Source organism: Rhodococcus sp. DMF-1 (assembly GCF_021441945.1).
GTDB lineage: Bacteria > Actinomycetota > Actinomycetes > Mycobacteriales > Mycobacteriaceae > Rhodococcus > Rhodococcus ruber.
Genome location: NZ_CP090442.1, coordinates 4,097,472 through 4,111,171 on the forward strand (window position 1 = coordinate 4,097,472; position 13,700 = coordinate 4,111,171).

General features: G+C 68.4%; 13 protein-coding genes. 4 read left to right on the forward strand and 9 right to left on the reverse strand.

The genetic code is table 11. The annotated features are described in order from the left end of the window. Nucleotides 1-51: 51 nt before the first annotated feature. The 8 genes from LZP97_RS18730 to LZP97_RS18765 are packed head-to-tail and all read right to left on the reverse strand — an operon-like array spanning nucleotide 52 to nucleotide 8,793. Entirely contained in the window at nucleotides 52-1,533 is a 1,482-nt protein-coding gene (locus tag LZP97_RS18730) for an aldehyde dehydrogenase family protein (RefSeq protein ID WP_010594032.1), read from the reverse strand. 1 nt (nucleotide 1,534) lies between these two features. After that, complete coding sequence (locus LZP97_RS18735) at nucleotides 1,535-2,002, reverse strand: MaoC family dehydratase (RefSeq protein WP_003938466.1); 468 nt, start codon at nucleotides 2,000-2,002, stop codon at nucleotides 1,535-1,537. Continuing rightward, nucleotides 2,002-2,892, reverse strand: coding sequence for an HpcH/HpaI aldolase/citrate lyase family protein (locus tag LZP97_RS18740; protein WP_010594033.1), 891 nt, complete (start codon nucleotides 2,890-2,892; stop codon nucleotides 2,002-2,004). Before LZP97_RS18740 ends, LZP97_RS18735 begins: the two co-directional genes overlap by 1 nt. Nucleotides 2,893-2,901: 9 nt before the next feature. After that, the gene (locus tag LZP97_RS18745) at nucleotides 2,902-4,068 is read right to left on the reverse strand and encodes an acyl-CoA dehydrogenase family protein (RefSeq protein WP_003938468.1); all 1,167 of its coding nucleotides are present in this window, start codon (nucleotides 4,066-4,068) and stop codon (nucleotides 2,902-2,904) included. Nucleotides 4,069-4,088: 20 nt separating this feature from the next. Further along, nucleotides 4,089-5,759 carry an AMP-binding protein gene (locus tag LZP97_RS18750; RefSeq protein WP_048771425.1) on the reverse strand — a complete coding sequence of 557 codons (1,671 nt, stop codon included), beginning with the start codon at nucleotides 5,757-5,759 and terminating at the stop codon, nucleotides 4,089-4,091. Continuing rightward, on the reverse strand, nucleotides 5,759-6,784 hold the full coding sequence (locus LZP97_RS18755; RefSeq protein ID WP_003938470.1) for an LLM class flavin-dependent oxidoreductase: 1,026 nt from the start codon (nucleotides 6,782-6,784) through the stop codon (nucleotides 5,759-5,761). Before LZP97_RS18755 ends, LZP97_RS18750 begins: the two co-directional genes overlap by 1 nt. 28 nt (nucleotides 6,785-6,812) lie before the next feature. Further along, nucleotides 6,813-7,586, reverse strand: a complete 774-nt coding sequence (locus tag LZP97_RS18760) for an SDR family NAD(P)-dependent oxidoreductase (protein WP_010594035.1) — start codon at nucleotides 7,584-7,586, stop codon at nucleotides 6,813-6,815. A 43-nt stretch (nucleotides 7,587-7,629) separates the two neighbouring features. Then, entirely contained in the window at nucleotides 7,630-8,793 is a 1,164-nt protein-coding gene (locus LZP97_RS18765; RefSeq protein WP_048771423.1) for an acyl-CoA dehydrogenase family protein, read from the reverse strand. 224 nt (nucleotides 8,794-9,017) lie between these two features. Between LZP97_RS18765 and LZP97_RS18770 the strand changes: the two genes are divergently transcribed. The 4 genes from LZP97_RS18770 (at nucleotide 9,018) to LZP97_RS18785 (ending at nucleotide 12,402) form a co-directional block, all read left to right on the forward strand. After that, complete coding sequence (locus tag LZP97_RS18770) at nucleotides 9,018-9,572, forward strand: nuclear transport factor 2 family protein (RefSeq protein ID WP_040271093.1); 555 nt, start codon at nucleotides 9,018-9,020, stop codon at nucleotides 9,570-9,572. A gap of 90 nt (nucleotides 9,573-9,662) precedes the next feature. Then, nucleotides 9,663-10,838 (forward strand): thiolase family protein, encoded by a 1,176-nt coding sequence (locus LZP97_RS18775; RefSeq protein ID WP_048771421.1) that lies wholly within the window; start codon nucleotides 9,663-9,665, stop codon nucleotides 10,836-10,838. A gap of 25 nt (nucleotides 10,839-10,863) precedes the next feature. After that, the gene (locus LZP97_RS18780; RefSeq protein WP_048771419.1) at nucleotides 10,864-11,628 is read left to right on the forward strand and encodes an SDR family NAD(P)-dependent oxidoreductase; all 765 of its coding nucleotides are present in this window, start codon (nucleotides 10,864-10,866) and stop codon (nucleotides 11,626-11,628) included. 9 nt (nucleotides 11,629-11,637) lie between these two features. Further along, nucleotides 11,638-12,402 (forward strand): crotonase/enoyl-CoA hydratase family protein, encoded by a 765-nt coding sequence (locus tag LZP97_RS18785; protein WP_010594040.1) that lies wholly within the window; start codon nucleotides 11,638-11,640, stop codon nucleotides 12,400-12,402. Nucleotides 12,403-12,528: 126 nt separating this feature from the next. Here the strand turns inward: LZP97_RS18785 and LZP97_RS18790 are convergent, their stop codons facing one another. Further along, nucleotides 12,529-13,692, reverse strand: a complete 1,164-nt coding sequence (locus LZP97_RS18790; RefSeq protein ID WP_048771417.1) for an ABC transporter substrate-binding protein — start codon at nucleotides 13,690-13,692, stop codon at nucleotides 12,529-12,531. Nucleotides 13,693-13,700 lie beyond the last annotated feature (8 nt).

Genomic DNA, 13,700 nt, shown 5'->3' on the forward strand with positions numbered 1-13,700 from the left:
GTCCGATTCGGCCCGGCCGAATGCGATGGTGCCGAATCCCTTGCCGGCGAATCAGATCCGCCACTGGATGTGCTTGACCTCGAGGTACTCGCGCATCCCCCACTCGCCGAGTTCACGGCCGACGCCCGAGCGCCCGTAGCCGCCGAACGGCGCGTCCGGACGCATGGCGCCACCGCCGTTGATCCACACCGTTCCGGCCCGGATCTTCTCGGCCACGCGGCGCGCCTCGACCGGGTCGTCGCACCAGACGTTCGCGGCGAGACCGAAGGGGGTGTCGTTGGCGAGGCGGATGGCTTCCTCGGTGTCCTTGAACGGCAGGATCACCGCGACGGGGCCGAAGATCTCCTCCTGCACCGCACGCGCGTTGTGCGGAAGGTTGCCGAGCAGAACCGGATTGACGAACCAGCCCTTCTCCGGCACCGGCTTGGTCACCTCGAGCAGCTTCCTGCCGCCCTCGGCCGCCGCACTGTCGATGAAGCCCTGCACGCGGTTCTGGTGGTCGGGCCGGATCATCGGGCCGATGTTCGTCGCACGGTCCCAGGGATCGCCGACGACCATCTGGTCGAATGCCGACGCGCCGGCCTCGAGGAACTCGTCGTAGACCGAGTCGTGCACCAGCAGCCGGGCGAGGGCCGCGCAGCCCTGCCCGCCGTTGCGGGACCAGCGCAGGTGCATCTCGACGGCGATCTTCTGCACGTCCACACCGGGCAGCACGATGTTCGGCGACTTGCCGCCGAGCTCGAGGGTCACCCCGGCCAGGTTCGCGGCGGCCTGCTCCATGATCTTCGCGCCCACACCGTCGGATCCGGTGAAGGACACCCGGTCCACGCCGGGATGCGAGGACAGCCGCTGCCCGACGTCGGCGCCGCCGATGACGACGTTCATCACGCCCGGCGGCAGGCCGGCCTCGCGGATCAGATCGCCCAGGAAGAGGGTGGTCAGCGGGGTGCGCGGGGACGGCAGCAGCACCACGGTGCAGCCGGCGGCGAGCGCGGCGCCGAACTTGAAGATGGCCAGGTTCAGCGGGTAGTTGTAGCCGGTGATCGCCGCGACGACACCCACCGGCTCGTACACGACGTCGCTCATCGTCGGCACCGGCTTGTCGTACTCGCCGAGGTGGACGGTGCGGTCGGTCTTCGCCGCTTCGGCCGCCCACCGGAGGTGCTCGTCGACGGCCATCTTGACCTGCAGGTACTCGGCGAGCGAGACCGGGGTACCGACCTCGTTGACGATCGAGGGCAGCAGCCGGTCGGCGGCCTTCTCGAGCACGTCGGCGAAGCGGTGGATGTGGCGGGAGCGTTCCTCGCCGCTCAGGGCCGACCAGGCCGGGAAGGCGGCGCGGGCCGCGGCGACGGCGTCGTCGACCTGGTCGGTGGAGGCGCCGCCGACGGTGGCGATGACCTCTTCGGTGGCCGGGTTGTAGACGTCCCACGTGTCACCGGCCGGCTCGACCTCCCGGTCGCCGATCAGCAGGGTCCGGGTCTCGGGAACCCAGTCCTTCAAGGGGAATTCGGTTTCGGGCGCTGCAGTCATCTCAGGCACCTTCCTCGGTGGTGGGGCGCTTGGCCATCAGGCCGACGCGCTCGAGCAGGCAGACCAGTTCGTCGCGCTGGTTGAAGCCGCGGTGTTCGAACCACACGATGCCGCTGTCGGTGCGGCTCTCGGATTCACGCTTCTTCAGGATGGTGGTCTCCGCACGCAGGGTGTCGCCGTGGAAGACCGGATTCGGGAACTTGACCTTGTCGTAGCCGAGGTTCCCGAGGGTGGTCCCCATGGTCAGCTCGGGAACGTGGAACGCACCGATCAGCGCGACGGTGAACAGGCTGTTCACCACCCGCTGCTTGTGGATCGTCGTCTTGCAGAATTCCTCGTCGAGGTGCAGCGGCTGGATGTTCATCGTCAGCGAGGTGAACATCACGTTGTCCATCTCGGTGACGGTGCGGGTCATCGAGTGCTTGTAGTGCTTCCCGACCTCGAACTCCTCGAAGTACAGACCGCGCATCACCGTTCACCTCTCCGTAGGATCGCCTCGGCTCGCTCGAGCCATTGAATTGCCTTGTCGTAGTGGGCCTTGTCGATGTGCAGGCCGCGATACCGCAGCGCACCGACGCCCTCCGCCTCCGCCTTCTCGTAGGCCTCGGCGAGCCCGCGGTAGAACTCGAGGTCCTGCTCCGACGGGCTGAACACGTCGTTGACGGTGGCCACGTGGGAGGGGTGGATCGCAATCATCCCGCGGAACCCGAGCCGGCGGCCGCGCACCGCGAAGTCGCGAAGCCCGTCCAGGTTCTCGAGATCCTCCCACAGACCGGTCAGGGCGTGGATGCCGGCCTCCCGGCAGGCGAGCAGCACCCGGCTGCGCAGGTAGAGCGTCTCCTGCCCCTCCGGGGTCCACTCGTAGCCGACCTCGCGGGCGATGTCGGCGTGCTCGGCGGACGGACCGATCATCGCACCGACGCGCGGCGATGCGGTGGCCACCTCGAGGCAGTTGTGGATGGCGCGCACCGTCTCGACCGGGACGATGTACTCGAGCCCGTCGACGCCGTTTCGCATCTCGAAGTGGTCGAGCAGGGCGTCGTAGCGCAGGACGTCGGTGGCCTGCTCGATCTTCGGGGCGAAGATTCCGGTCAGCCCGGGCACCACGACCGCCTCGAGATCGGCGCCGGTCAGCCGGGTCGCGAGCGGGTTGACCCGCACGAACAACCCGACTTCCCGGTTCGTTTCACGCACGCGGGCGATGGATTCGGCCACGGTCGCGCGGGCCGCCGCCTTCTCCGCGGCGGGCACCGAATCCTCGAGGTCGAGCACCACGCAGTCGGCGCCGGCGGCGATCGCCTTGTCCACCCACTTCGGGCGGTGTCCCGGGACGAACAGGATCGAACGATACGGCTGCACGTCGCCCTCCTAGTAGCTTCGCGGCAGGCCCAGCACGTGCTCGGCCGTGTAGTTGAGGACCATCTCCTGGCTGATCGGCGCGATCCGCATGAGGCGGGCCTCGCGGAAGTACCGCTCGACGTGGAACTCCTTGCCGTACCCGAAGCCGCCGTGGGTCTGCAGAGCCACGTCCGCGGCGTAGAAGCCGGCCTCGGCGCACAGGAACTTCGCCGCGTTCGCCTCGCGGCCGCACGGCAGTCCCTGATCGACCATCCACGTCGCCTTGTCCAGGACCGCCTCGGCGGCGTCGAGCCGGATGCGCGCCTCGGCGAGCTGGAACGCGATGCCCTGATTCTGCCCGATGGGACGGCCGAAGACCTCGCGCTGCTTGGCGTAGTCGACGCCGCGGCGCAGCGCCGCCTCACCGATGCCGAGCGCGGCGTTCGCGGAGATGACCCGCTCGGCGTTGAGGCCGCCGAGGATCGTGCGGAAGCCGTGCCCGACCTCGCCGACGACGTCCTCGTCGGCGACGAACAGCTCGTCGATGAACAGTTCGTTGGTGTCGACGGCGTTGCGGCCCATCTTGGGGATCGGCCGGATCTGCACCTTGCTGCGGTCCATCTCGGCGAACATCAGCGTCATGCCGGCGGTGCGCTTGGCGTTCTCGTCGCGGGGGCTGGTGCGGCACAGCAGGAGCATGCGCTCGGCCTCCTGCGCCTTGGTGATCCACACCTTCTTGCCGGACACCAGCCAGCCGCCGTCGACCTTCTTGGCGAAGGTGCGGATGTTGGTGGTGTCCGTGCCGGCGTCCGGCTCGGTGACGGCGAACGACGTGTGCAGCTCACCGGTGACGACGCGCGGCAGGTACTTGCGCTTCATCTCCTCGGAACCGTGGTGGATGATCGGCTCGAACCCGAAGATGCCGATGTGTACCGCGCTGCACCCGCCCATGCCGGCGCCGGACGCGGCGATCTCCCGCTCGACGATCGCGGCCTCGGTGACGCCGAGGCCGCCGCCGCCGTACTCCTCCGGGACGGTCAGACCCATCCAGCCGCCCTCGGCCATGGCGTTGTAGAACTCCCACGGGAACTCGTGGGACTCGTCGTGCTCGGCCCAGTACTCGTCGGGGAACCGCTTGCACAGATCGCGGATCCCCCGCCGGATCTCCTCGTGCGTCTCGTTCTTGCTGTAGTCCATCTCGGTTGCCTTTCCTGCCGTCAGACCGCAGGAACCGCGGTGCGGTCGCTGTCGGAGACCGCGGTGCGGTCGTAGGTGTCGGGGGTGATGCCCTCCTCGCGCAGGACCGCCTTGCGGACCTTCTCCGACGGCGTCTTCGGCAGTTCGCCGACGAATCGAAGGTAGCGCGGGATCGCGAAGGCCGGAATCCGGCCGTCGCACCAGGCCAGGATCTCCTCCGGGCCGACGTCACCGGTGCCCACCACCGTCGCGAGGACCTCGTCCTCACCGCCCTCGACGTCGGCGGGGACACCGATCACCGCACACTCGACGACGGCCGGGTGACCGAGGACCGCCTGCTCGATCTCGTAGGAGCTGATGTTCTCGCCCCGCCGGCGCAACGCGTCCTTGTAGCGGTCGACGAAGTAGAACCAGCCGTCCTCGTCCTTCTTGAGGGCGTCGCCGGTGTGGAACCACAGGTTGCGCCACGCCTCGAGCGTCTTCTCCGGCATGTTGTAGTACCCCATGCTGCACGTCCACGGCTGCACCGGACGCACGACCAGCTCGCCGACCTGCCCGACCTCGACCTCGCGGTCCGTCTCCGGATCGACCAGGCGGATGTCGAACCACTCCGAGGCGGCGAGTCCCGCCGCGCCGGGCGGGCGGGGCACCCCGTAGGGCGCGACGATCGGTGCGCAGGTCTCCGTCAGCCCGAACGCGTCGACGAACGCCTCGATGCCGTAGCGCTTCTTGAACTCGTCGACGATCGAGGACGCCGTGGGCGCCGCGTACACGCAGCGCAGGCGGTTGTCCAGGTCGTTCTCGCGCGGCGGCTGCTTCCACGCGAAGTCCATCATGACCCCGACGAAGTTGGTGACGGTGACGTCGTCGTCGCGCACGTGGTCGATCCAGCGGCTCGCGCTGAACTTCGGTCGCACCACGGCCCGCGCGCCGGCCACCAGTGCGGGATAGACCGCCATGAACTGGGCGTTGCCGTGGAACAGCGGGGTGGTGGTGAGGTAGGTGTCCTCCCGGGTGAGCCGGGTGAAGCACACCACCTCCTGCGCGAAGAAGTACAACTGCGAGTTCGGCATGGCCACGCCCTTGGACGGGCCGGTGGTCCCGGAGGTGAAGAAGATCGCCCCGAGATCCTGGGGCCGGGCCTGCGGAAGCTCCTGCACCTCGCCCGATTCCAGCGTCTCCCACGCTTCGGCGTCCCACCCGTGGGCGCGCAGCAGGTCGACTGCGCGGTCCCGGTTTTCGGTGCCCGAGTCGATCACCCAGAACTTCTCGATGCCGCGCGCATGCTCGGCGATCGTCACGAAGCGTTCGGCGTAGGTGTCGTCGATCACCGCCCACCGCGGCTCGACGGTCACCACCTGGTGACGGAGGAACTCGCCCTCGTAGTTGGTGTTGATCGGCACCTCGACGAGCGCGCCGACGGCCGTGGCGAACCAGGAGCGCACGAGCTCGGACGAGTTCTGCGCCATGATGACGACGCGCTCGCCCTGCTGCGCACCGGTGCGGTACCAGGTGCTCGCGATCCGCTCGGCGGAGGAGAGCATCTCGGCGTAGGTGAAGCGCCGGTTCTCCTCCGGTGTGACGAGGAACTCCGAATCCGGCTGGGACGCAGCGTACGTGCGCAGCACGTGGTTCAGCGTCCAGTCCTCCGGATCGGTGAAGGTCGGTTTCAGGTCGGTGTAGGTCTGCATCAGGACAACTCCCGGTTCGCGGGGATCGCGGTGATCGACGGAACGATTTCCTTGCCGAGCCGGGCGATGGCCGCGATGGTCTCGTCCGCGTCCATCGTCGGCCACTGCGGACGCATCAGCAGCGGGTCGACCGGCATGGTGGTCACCAGGTCGGTCAGCTGCGCGACGACCTGCTCGGGGTCACCGACGACGGCGTGGCTCGACACCGCCTTCGCGAACTCGTTCTCGAGGTCGGTGCCCTTCATGACGTCGAGGCCCTTGTTCGCGTAGGTGAGGTAACGGCCCTGCGCCACCCGGGCGTATTCCTGCATCGCCTGCTCGCGGGTGTCGGCGACGAGCACGTTGCGGCGCAGCGGCTGGGGACCGAATTCCTTGCCGCGTTCGGCGAAGAGATCACGGACGACCCGGAAGCGTTCGAGCACTTCCTCTTTCGGGGTTTCCGGCGGTGTCGCGTAGGCGTCACCGTACTTGCCGGCACGGCGGACACCGCCCATCGCGTGCGCACCGATCCAGATCGGCGGGTGCGGATCCTGCACCGGGAACAGGTGCGGCTTGACGCCCTCGAGCTGGAAGTACTTGCCGTGGAAGGTGACCTCTTCCTCCGTCCACAGCTTCTTCATGATCTGCAGCGACTCGTCGAACCGCCCGGCGCGCTGCTTGAACGGGATGCCGAGGTAGTCGAATTCCTCGGGCCGGTAGCCGAGCCCGGCACCGAAGATCAACCGGCCCTCGGTGACCACGTCGAGCGTGGCGATCTCCTCGGCCAGCATCACCGGGTGGTACAGCGGCGCGATCATGATCTGGGTGACGAGCTTGACGTTCGGCTCGACGTGCGCGGCGAGGCGGGCGAGCAGCGGCACGGGCTGCAGCCACCGCAGTTCCCCGTAGAGGAAGTGCTGACCGATCGCGATGTATGTGAAGCCGTTCTCCTGCGCCGCATCGACGATGCGCAGTACATCCTTGAACTGCTGTGCGGGGCTCACCGACTTCGGAACGTCGCTGAGCAGCAAGCCGACCTGAACCATGGTCCTGTCCTCCCGGTCGAAGTGGTCGTTACTGAGCGGTGAGTCCGCCGTCGACCGGAATGGTCACGCCGGTGATGTAGCTGGCATCGTCACTGTTGAGGAAGGCGATCACCGAGGCGATCTCCTCCGGCTGCGCGCCCCGGCCCAGCGGGATGGTGGCGACGAAGTCCTTGGTCAGAGCCGAGACGTCGGCGCCGGGCTCGCGGCCGAAGAACTGCGAGAGCATCGGGGTGACGACCTGTCCCGGGCAGATGACGTTGACCCGGATGCCGTCCTTCGCGCCGAGCAGGGCGAGGGAGCGGCCGAACGGGACGAGCGAGCCCTTCGTCATCGAGTAGATCGGGCTGAAGGGCGAACCGATGAGCGCCGACGTCGACGACGTGAGCGTCACCGACCCCTTGCCTTCGGCCTTCTTCAGCAGATCGAACCCGAGCGTCGTGGAGTAGTACGCGCTCTTGACGTTGACCGCGATGTTCTTCTCCCACTGCGCGTCGTCCACGTCGAGGCCGCCGGGGCCGGGCATGCCGACCTGGGCGTGCAGTGCGTGCAGGACGCCGTGGTCGGCGTCGATCTTGCCGAACAGCGAGCGGAGATCGGCGGTGTTCGTCGCGTCCACCCGCATCGGAGTGGCCTGACCGCCCTCGGCCCGGATCTCCTCGGCGACGGCGACCGCCCCGTCCTCGGACAGGTCGGCGACGTACACGTGACCGCCCTCCTGGGCGATGCGATGACTGATCGCGCGGCCCATGCCCGAACCGCCGCCGATGATCGCGGCGATACGTCCCTCGTAACGACCCAGCATTTCGTTCACCTCGTTCTCGATAAGTTCTTCGTTGATTGCAATGTCAGGCGCGCTGATCGAACGTGCGGCCGAGGAGCTCGGAGACGATCCGGGTGCGCTGCATGGTCGGTGTGCCGCCGGCCAGCGCCCACCCGTGCGAATCACGGTGCAGCCGCTCGATTCCGAACTCCTCGGTGTACCCGTTGCCGCCGTGCAGCTGGATGGCCAGGTCGGTGACGCGCTTGGCCATTTCGTTGGCGGTGCACTTGGCGAGGGAGACCTCGAGCGGGTCGGGCAGGCCGTCGGTGATGTTGGCGACGGCGCGGTCGCGGAGCAGACGGGCGGCCTCGACCTGCAGGACCATGTCGGCGAGGGTCATCTGGACGGACTGGAACTCCACGAGCGGCTTGCCGAACTGGTGGCGCTCCTGCACGTAGGTGAGGGTGCGGTCGAGCGCCTCCTGTCCGATGGCCAGGCTCATAGTCGTGTTGCCCAGGCGCTCGATGGTGAACGCCCCGAACAACTTCCGGAAGCCACCGGCCTCCGCGACGATGTTCTCCTCCGGGACGACCACGTCGTCGTAGAAGATGTCGGCCGACGGGATGCCCCGGAAGCCCATGAGCTTCTCGCGCGCGCCGTAGCTGATGCCGGGCCGGTCGGCCTCGACGAGGACTGCTCCGATGCCCTTGGCGCCGGGGGCGTCGCCCATGCGGCAGTAGGTGAGGTAGACGTCGGCCTCGCTACCGTTGGAAATCCACCGCTTCATGCCGTTGATCACGACACCCTCGTCGGTGCGCACGGCCTTGGTCGTCATGTCGGTGGCGGCGGAGCCGGCGTCGGGCTCGGAGATCGCGACCGCCATGGTCTTCTCCCCCGCGACGATCTGCGGCAGGAACGTCTTCTTCTGGTGTTCCGTGCCGAGTCGGGCGATGGCCTGAGCCGGCCCGGTGTTGGATTCGAAGATCTGGAAGGCCGCCGGCCGGCAGACCTTCGCGAACTCCTCGATCACCGCCAGGGCATGGGACAGCGGGGCGCCGGAGCCTCCGTACTCCTCCGGCAACGAGATGCCGAGGTACCCCAGTTCGCCGAGGAAGCGGCGCTCGTCGTGCGGGAAGGCGGTGCGTTCGAGATCCCACTGCGCAGCCTTCGGTGCGTAGCGCTCCCGGGCTACGGTCGCCGCGGCCGCACGGATGTCCCGGAGCTCGTCGTCGACGTGCGCTTTCGCCATGTCCCCACCTTTCTGTGTTCATCATTAACCTAAAGCGCCCGCCAGGTGTGGTCAAGGTCACTCAGTTCGATGACTCACATACTAACCATGATAATGATTAAGAGGCAACGGGTTGCCCCGCACTTCTCTCGTGTCGTGCGGCACCGCAGGAGCGTCACCCTTCCCCGACTGCACGTCATGATGTGTAATACATCACAATCGTTATCATTATTCAGGGAGGTCACATGACGACCGTCGATCCGCGTCCCGGCACCCTCGAGGAGCTGGCTCGCCGCCTCACCCGACTCGAGGACCGCGCCCGCATCCAGGACCTCGTCGCCGCCTACGCCATCGCGGTGGACGATCACGACATCGAGACGCTGCTGTCGCTGTTCACCGAGGACGGCGAATTCGAACGGGCCGGCTCCGTCGCCCACGGGCACGAGGAGATCCGCGAGTTCTACGTCGCCGCCATGGACAGGTACAGCCTGACCCTGCACTCCCCGCTCAGCGACCAGATCTGCGTCGACGGTGACACTGCTCGCGGATTGCTCACGGGCAGAGCCGAACTCGCACTCGACGGCACGCTCGTGATGGCTGCGTACCGGTACTCCGACGAGTACGTCCGCGACCGTGACCGATGGCTGTTCCGGCGACGGAGCCTGCGGTTCATGTACGCCGTGCCGTTCGAGAAGATGAACGCAGGACTGTGTACAACCGAACGCATCCAGTGGCCCGGCACCCACCCCCAGCGCGCCGACTTCCCCGAAAGCCTGCCCACCTGGTCCACCTACCGGTGACCCTCGGTGTGATGCACGCCATATCGGGCGTAGGGTCGTAGTCTATAGTAACCATCATCATGAATTAGTCCCGCGAGTGGAGGAGAGCCCATGACCCGCGCCGTCATCGTCGATGCCGTCCGGTCCCCCGTCGGCCGGGGCAGAGCGCAGGGCGCGCTGGCCGGCGTGCACCCCAGCGATCTGCTCGGCCAAGTCCTTGCCGGACTGGTCGCCCGCAACGACCTCGACCCCGGGCTGATCGACGACGTCGTCATCGGCTGCGTCAACCAGTCCGGCGAACAGTCCGCCACCCCGGGCCGGCAGGCCCTGCTCGCGGCCGGATTTCCCACCCACGTGCCGTCGGTGACCGTCGAACGCAAGTGCGGCTCCGGCCAGCAGGCGATCGACTTCGCGGTCCAGGGCATCGCCGCCGGGGCGTACGACATCGTCGTCGCCGGCGGCGTCGAATCGATGAGCCGGGTCCCCATGGGATCGGCGGCGATGGGCAAGGACCCGCACGGCCCCGCCGTCCGCAAGCGCTTCCCCGATCTCGTCCCGCAGGGCATCGCGGCGGAACTCGTCGCGCAGAAGTGGGCCCTGAGCCGGGCCGAACTGGACGAGTACTCGGCCCGCTCGCACGAGCGCGCCGCACACGCCCGTGCCGCCGGATGGTTCGACGGCGAGATCGTCCCCGTCACGACCCCCACCGGGGTGGTCACCGCCGACGAGACCATCCGTGAGGGCACCACCGCCGAGCGCCTCGCCGGACTGCCCGCGGCCTTCGGCACCGACACCTGGCGTGAGCGCTTCCCCGACCTGGATTGGAAGGTCACCGCAGGCAACTCCTCGCAGATCTCCGACGGCGCGTCCGCCCTGCTGATCATGTCCGAGGCGAAAGCCGCCGCCCTCGGTCTGCGCCCCCGGGCCGCGATCGTGGCCTCCGCCGTCGTGGGTGACGATCCCACCCTCATGCTCACCGGCCCCATTCCCGCCACCGAGAAGGTCCTCGCCCGGGCCGGCCTGTCGGTCGCAGACATCGCCGCCTTCGAGGTCAACGAGGCGTTCGCGTCCGTCCCCCTCGCCTGGCAGCGCGAAATCGGTGCGTCCGACGACGTCCTGAACCCGGTGGGCGGCGCCGTCGCCCTCGGGCACCCGCTGGGTGCGTCCGGGGCCCGGCTGGCGACCACGCTGATCAGCCACCTCGAACGCACCGGCGGCCGCTACGGCCTGCAGACCATGTGCGAGGCCGGCGGCATGGCCAACGCGACGATCGTGGAACGACTCTGAATTCCTTTCGCAGACAGGAGAAGTCATGGACATGACCAACGGATCGGCGGTTGTCACCGGCGGGGCCTCCGGCCTCGGCCTGGCCACCGTCAAGCGCTTCGTCGGCCTCGGCGTGCCGACGGTGATCCTCGACCTGCCCACCTCGGACGGGGAGGTCGTCGCCAAGGAACTCGGTGAGCTCGCCGTGTTCGCCCCGGCCGACGTCACCGATCCCGACGCGGTGAACCGCGCGCTCGACGCGGCCGAGGAACGTGCTCCCCTCCGCGCCGTCGTGCACTGCGCCGGCCGCGGCGGCACCGTCCGCGTCGTCGAGAAGGACGGCACCCCCGGCTCGCTCGACATGTACGAGAACCTGATCCGGATCAACCTGATCGGCTCGTTCAACGTGCTGCGCCTGTCGGCGGCCCGGATGGTGAACAACGAACCCGTCGACGGCGAACGCGGCGTCGTCGTCCTCACCGCGTCGGTCGCAGCCTGGGAGGGTCAGATCGGCCAGATCCCCTACGCCTCCGCCAAGGCCGGAGTCGTCGGCATGACGCTCGTCGCCGCCCGTGACCTCTCGCGGAAGCTGTTGCGGGTCAACAGCATCGCCCCCGGAACCTTCGACACGCCGATCCTGTCCCGGTTCTCGCAGGAGATCCGCGACGGTCTCGCCGCCCAGACCCCGCACCCCGCCCGGCTCGGGCAGCCCGACGAGTACGCGAAGCTCGCCCTGTCGATCGTGGACAACGCGATGATCAACGGCGAGACGATCCGCATCGACGGTGCGATCCGCATGCAGCCCCGATAGGAGACAGACATGGACACCCCCGTACACGTCGAACAGTCCGACGGCGTGCAGATCATCACGATCAACCGGCCCGAGGTGCGCAATGCGATCAACACCGAGACCGCCGTCGCGATCGCTGCCGCCCTCGAGGAACTCGACGCCCGCGACGATCTCGTCGCCGGCGTCGTCACCGGTGCCGGGAAGACCTTCTGCACCGGCATGGACCTGAAGGCCTTCCTCGCCGGCGAACGCCCTTCGGTCGAAGGTCGCGGCTTTGCGGGCATCACCGAGAAATCCTCCGACAAGCCGATCGTTGCGGCGGTCGAAGGGCACGCCGTCGCAGGCGGTTTCGAGATCGTGCTCGCGTGCGACCTCGTCGTCGCATCGGAGACCGCCGTCTTCGGCCTGCCGGAGGTCAAGCGCGGCCTGCTCGCCGGGGGTGGCGGTCTGCTGCGGTTGCCGCGCAAGGTTCCCCATCAGCTCGCCGTCGAATGGAGCCTCACCGGCGAGTACTTCACGGCGCACACGGCGTACGAGGCGAAGCTGCTCAACCGGCTCGTCCCCGAGGGGCAGGCGCTGGCCGAGGCCGTCGCGCTGGCGAAGGCGATCGCGAAGAACGGCCCGCTCGCGGTGCGCGCCACCAAGCAGATCATCGCGCAGGCCCGGGACTGGTCCAACGACGAGGAGTTCGAGCGCATGCGCGAGATCTACGAACCGGTGCGTTCCTCCGCCGACGCGAAGGAAGGCGCACTGGCGTTCAAGGAGAAGCGCGAACCGGTCTGGCAGGGACGCTGACCGAACGAGGCGGGGCCCGGGGATCTCTCCCCGGGCCCCGCTTCGTGTTCGTGCCCCGCATTCGGACCGAATGTCACATCGCGTCGATCGGATCGACGCGATGTGACATTCGGCCACAAGAAGGAGTCAGGCCGACGGCGTCGACACGAGCACCTCACGGCTGCCGTCCCATTCGACGAGCACACCCGGGGTCCGCATGTCGTGGCCCTCGAACGTGATCTCGCCCTGCGCACCGTCGAAGCCCTCCGCGGTGACCTGCTCGAGACCGCGCTGGATGTCCTCGCGGGACGCGCCGCCGGACGCCTTGATCGCCCGGGCCAGCAGCCAGGCGGCGTCGTACCCCTCGGCCGCGTAGTTCAACGGGTCCTCGTTGTACTTCGCCCGGTACGCCGCGACGAACTCCTGGGACGAGGCTGCCGGCTGGTCGAGGGTGAAGTTCGCGGTCCAGAACATGCCCGCCCCGTCCGCCCCCGCGGGAACGAGGTTCTTCGCGCCGGCACCGGTCTGGCCCAGCACCGGTCCCGTGTACCCGGCCTGACGCAACTGCCGCATGGCCGTGGCGTTCTGAGCGCCGGTGAGCAGCATCGCCACCGCGTCGGGCCGCTCCCCGGCGATCTTCGTCGCCGACGACGCGAAGTCCTGGGTGGTGTTCTGCACGGACGTGGTCGAGACGATCTCGTAGCCGTGCTCGGACCGGCCTTCGGGAAGGTTCTTCTCCGCCATCTCCGCCAGCGCCGGGTTGGCGGCGTTGAACAGCACGCTGACCCGCTCGACCCCGAGGTCCTCGAGGTGAGCCAGGGAGGTGCCGATGTGCGTGGTCTGCGGCGGCGTCGCCCGGAAGGTGAAGTCGCCGCCGAGCACACCGTCGCTGGCGGACTGCGTGTAGACGGTCGGCAGCTTCGCCCGGTCCACGATCGGGGAGATCGCGATGGCCTGAGCGCTGGAGATGCCGCCGAGCAGCGCGCTGACCGACCGGTCCGCCGTCGCCTCCGTCGCCTGGCTCACGGCGGTCTGCGTGTCGCTGGCCGCGTCCCGGCTCTCGAGCACGAGCTTCGACTCACCGAGGAACCCACTGCTGTTGACCTGTTCGACGGCGAGTTCGATGCCCCGGAACTGGGGCAGGCCACCGAAGGCGGTCAGACCGGTCTTGTCGGTCACCGAGACGACCTTGATCTCGGCGGGCATCTCGCCGGACCCGACGGTCCCGCCGCCGCCCGACCCGCACGCGGTGGTCAGGGCGAGACCGGCGACACCGGCGAACGCGGCGACGGCAATACGTGTGTTCTTCATTCTCTTCC

Bases quoted from the DNA above. Each gene is read 5' to 3' on its own strand.
- LZP97_RS18790 (WP_048771417.1), bottom strand. From the start codon at position 13,692: ATGAAGAACACACGTATTGCCGTCGCCGCGTTCGCCGGTGTCGCCGGT.
- LZP97_RS18735 (WP_003938466.1), bottom strand. From the start codon at position 2,002: ATGCGCGGTCTGTACTTCGAGGAGTTCGAGGTCGGGAAGCACTACAAG.
- LZP97_RS18750 (WP_048771425.1), bottom strand. From the start codon at position 5,759: ATGCAGACCTACACCGACCTGAAACCGACCTTCACCGATCCGGAGGAC.
- LZP97_RS18760 (WP_010594035.1), bottom strand. From the start codon at position 7,586: ATGCTGGGTCGTTACGAGGGACGTATCGCCGCGATCATCGGCGGCGGT.
- LZP97_RS18730 (WP_010594032.1), bottom strand. From the start codon at position 1,533: ATGACTGCAGCGCCCGAAACCGAATTCCCCTTGAAGGACTGGGTTCCC.
- LZP97_RS18775 (WP_048771421.1), top strand. From the start codon at position 9,663: ATGACCCGCGCCGTCATCGTCGATGCCGTCCGGTCCCCCGTCGGCCGG.
- LZP97_RS18755 (WP_003938470.1), bottom strand. From the start codon at position 6,784: ATGGTTCAGGTCGGCTTGCTGCTCAGCGACGTTCCGAAGTCGGTGAGC.
- LZP97_RS18745 (WP_003938468.1), bottom strand. From the start codon at position 4,068: ATGGACTACAGCAAGAACGAGACGCACGAGGAGATCCGGCGGGGGATC.
- LZP97_RS18765 (WP_048771423.1), bottom strand. From the start codon at position 8,793: ATGGCGAAAGCGCACGTCGACGACGAGCTCCGGGACATCCGTGCGGCC.
- LZP97_RS18770 (WP_040271093.1), top strand. From the start codon at position 9,018: ATGACGACCGTCGATCCGCGTCCCGGCACCCTCGAGGAGCTGGCTCGC.
- LZP97_RS18780 (WP_048771419.1), top strand. From the start codon at position 10,864: ATGGACATGACCAACGGATCGGCGGTTGTCACCGGCGGGGCCTCCGGC.
- LZP97_RS18785 (WP_010594040.1), top strand. From the start codon at position 11,638: ATGGACACCCCCGTACACGTCGAACAGTCCGACGGCGTGCAGATCATC.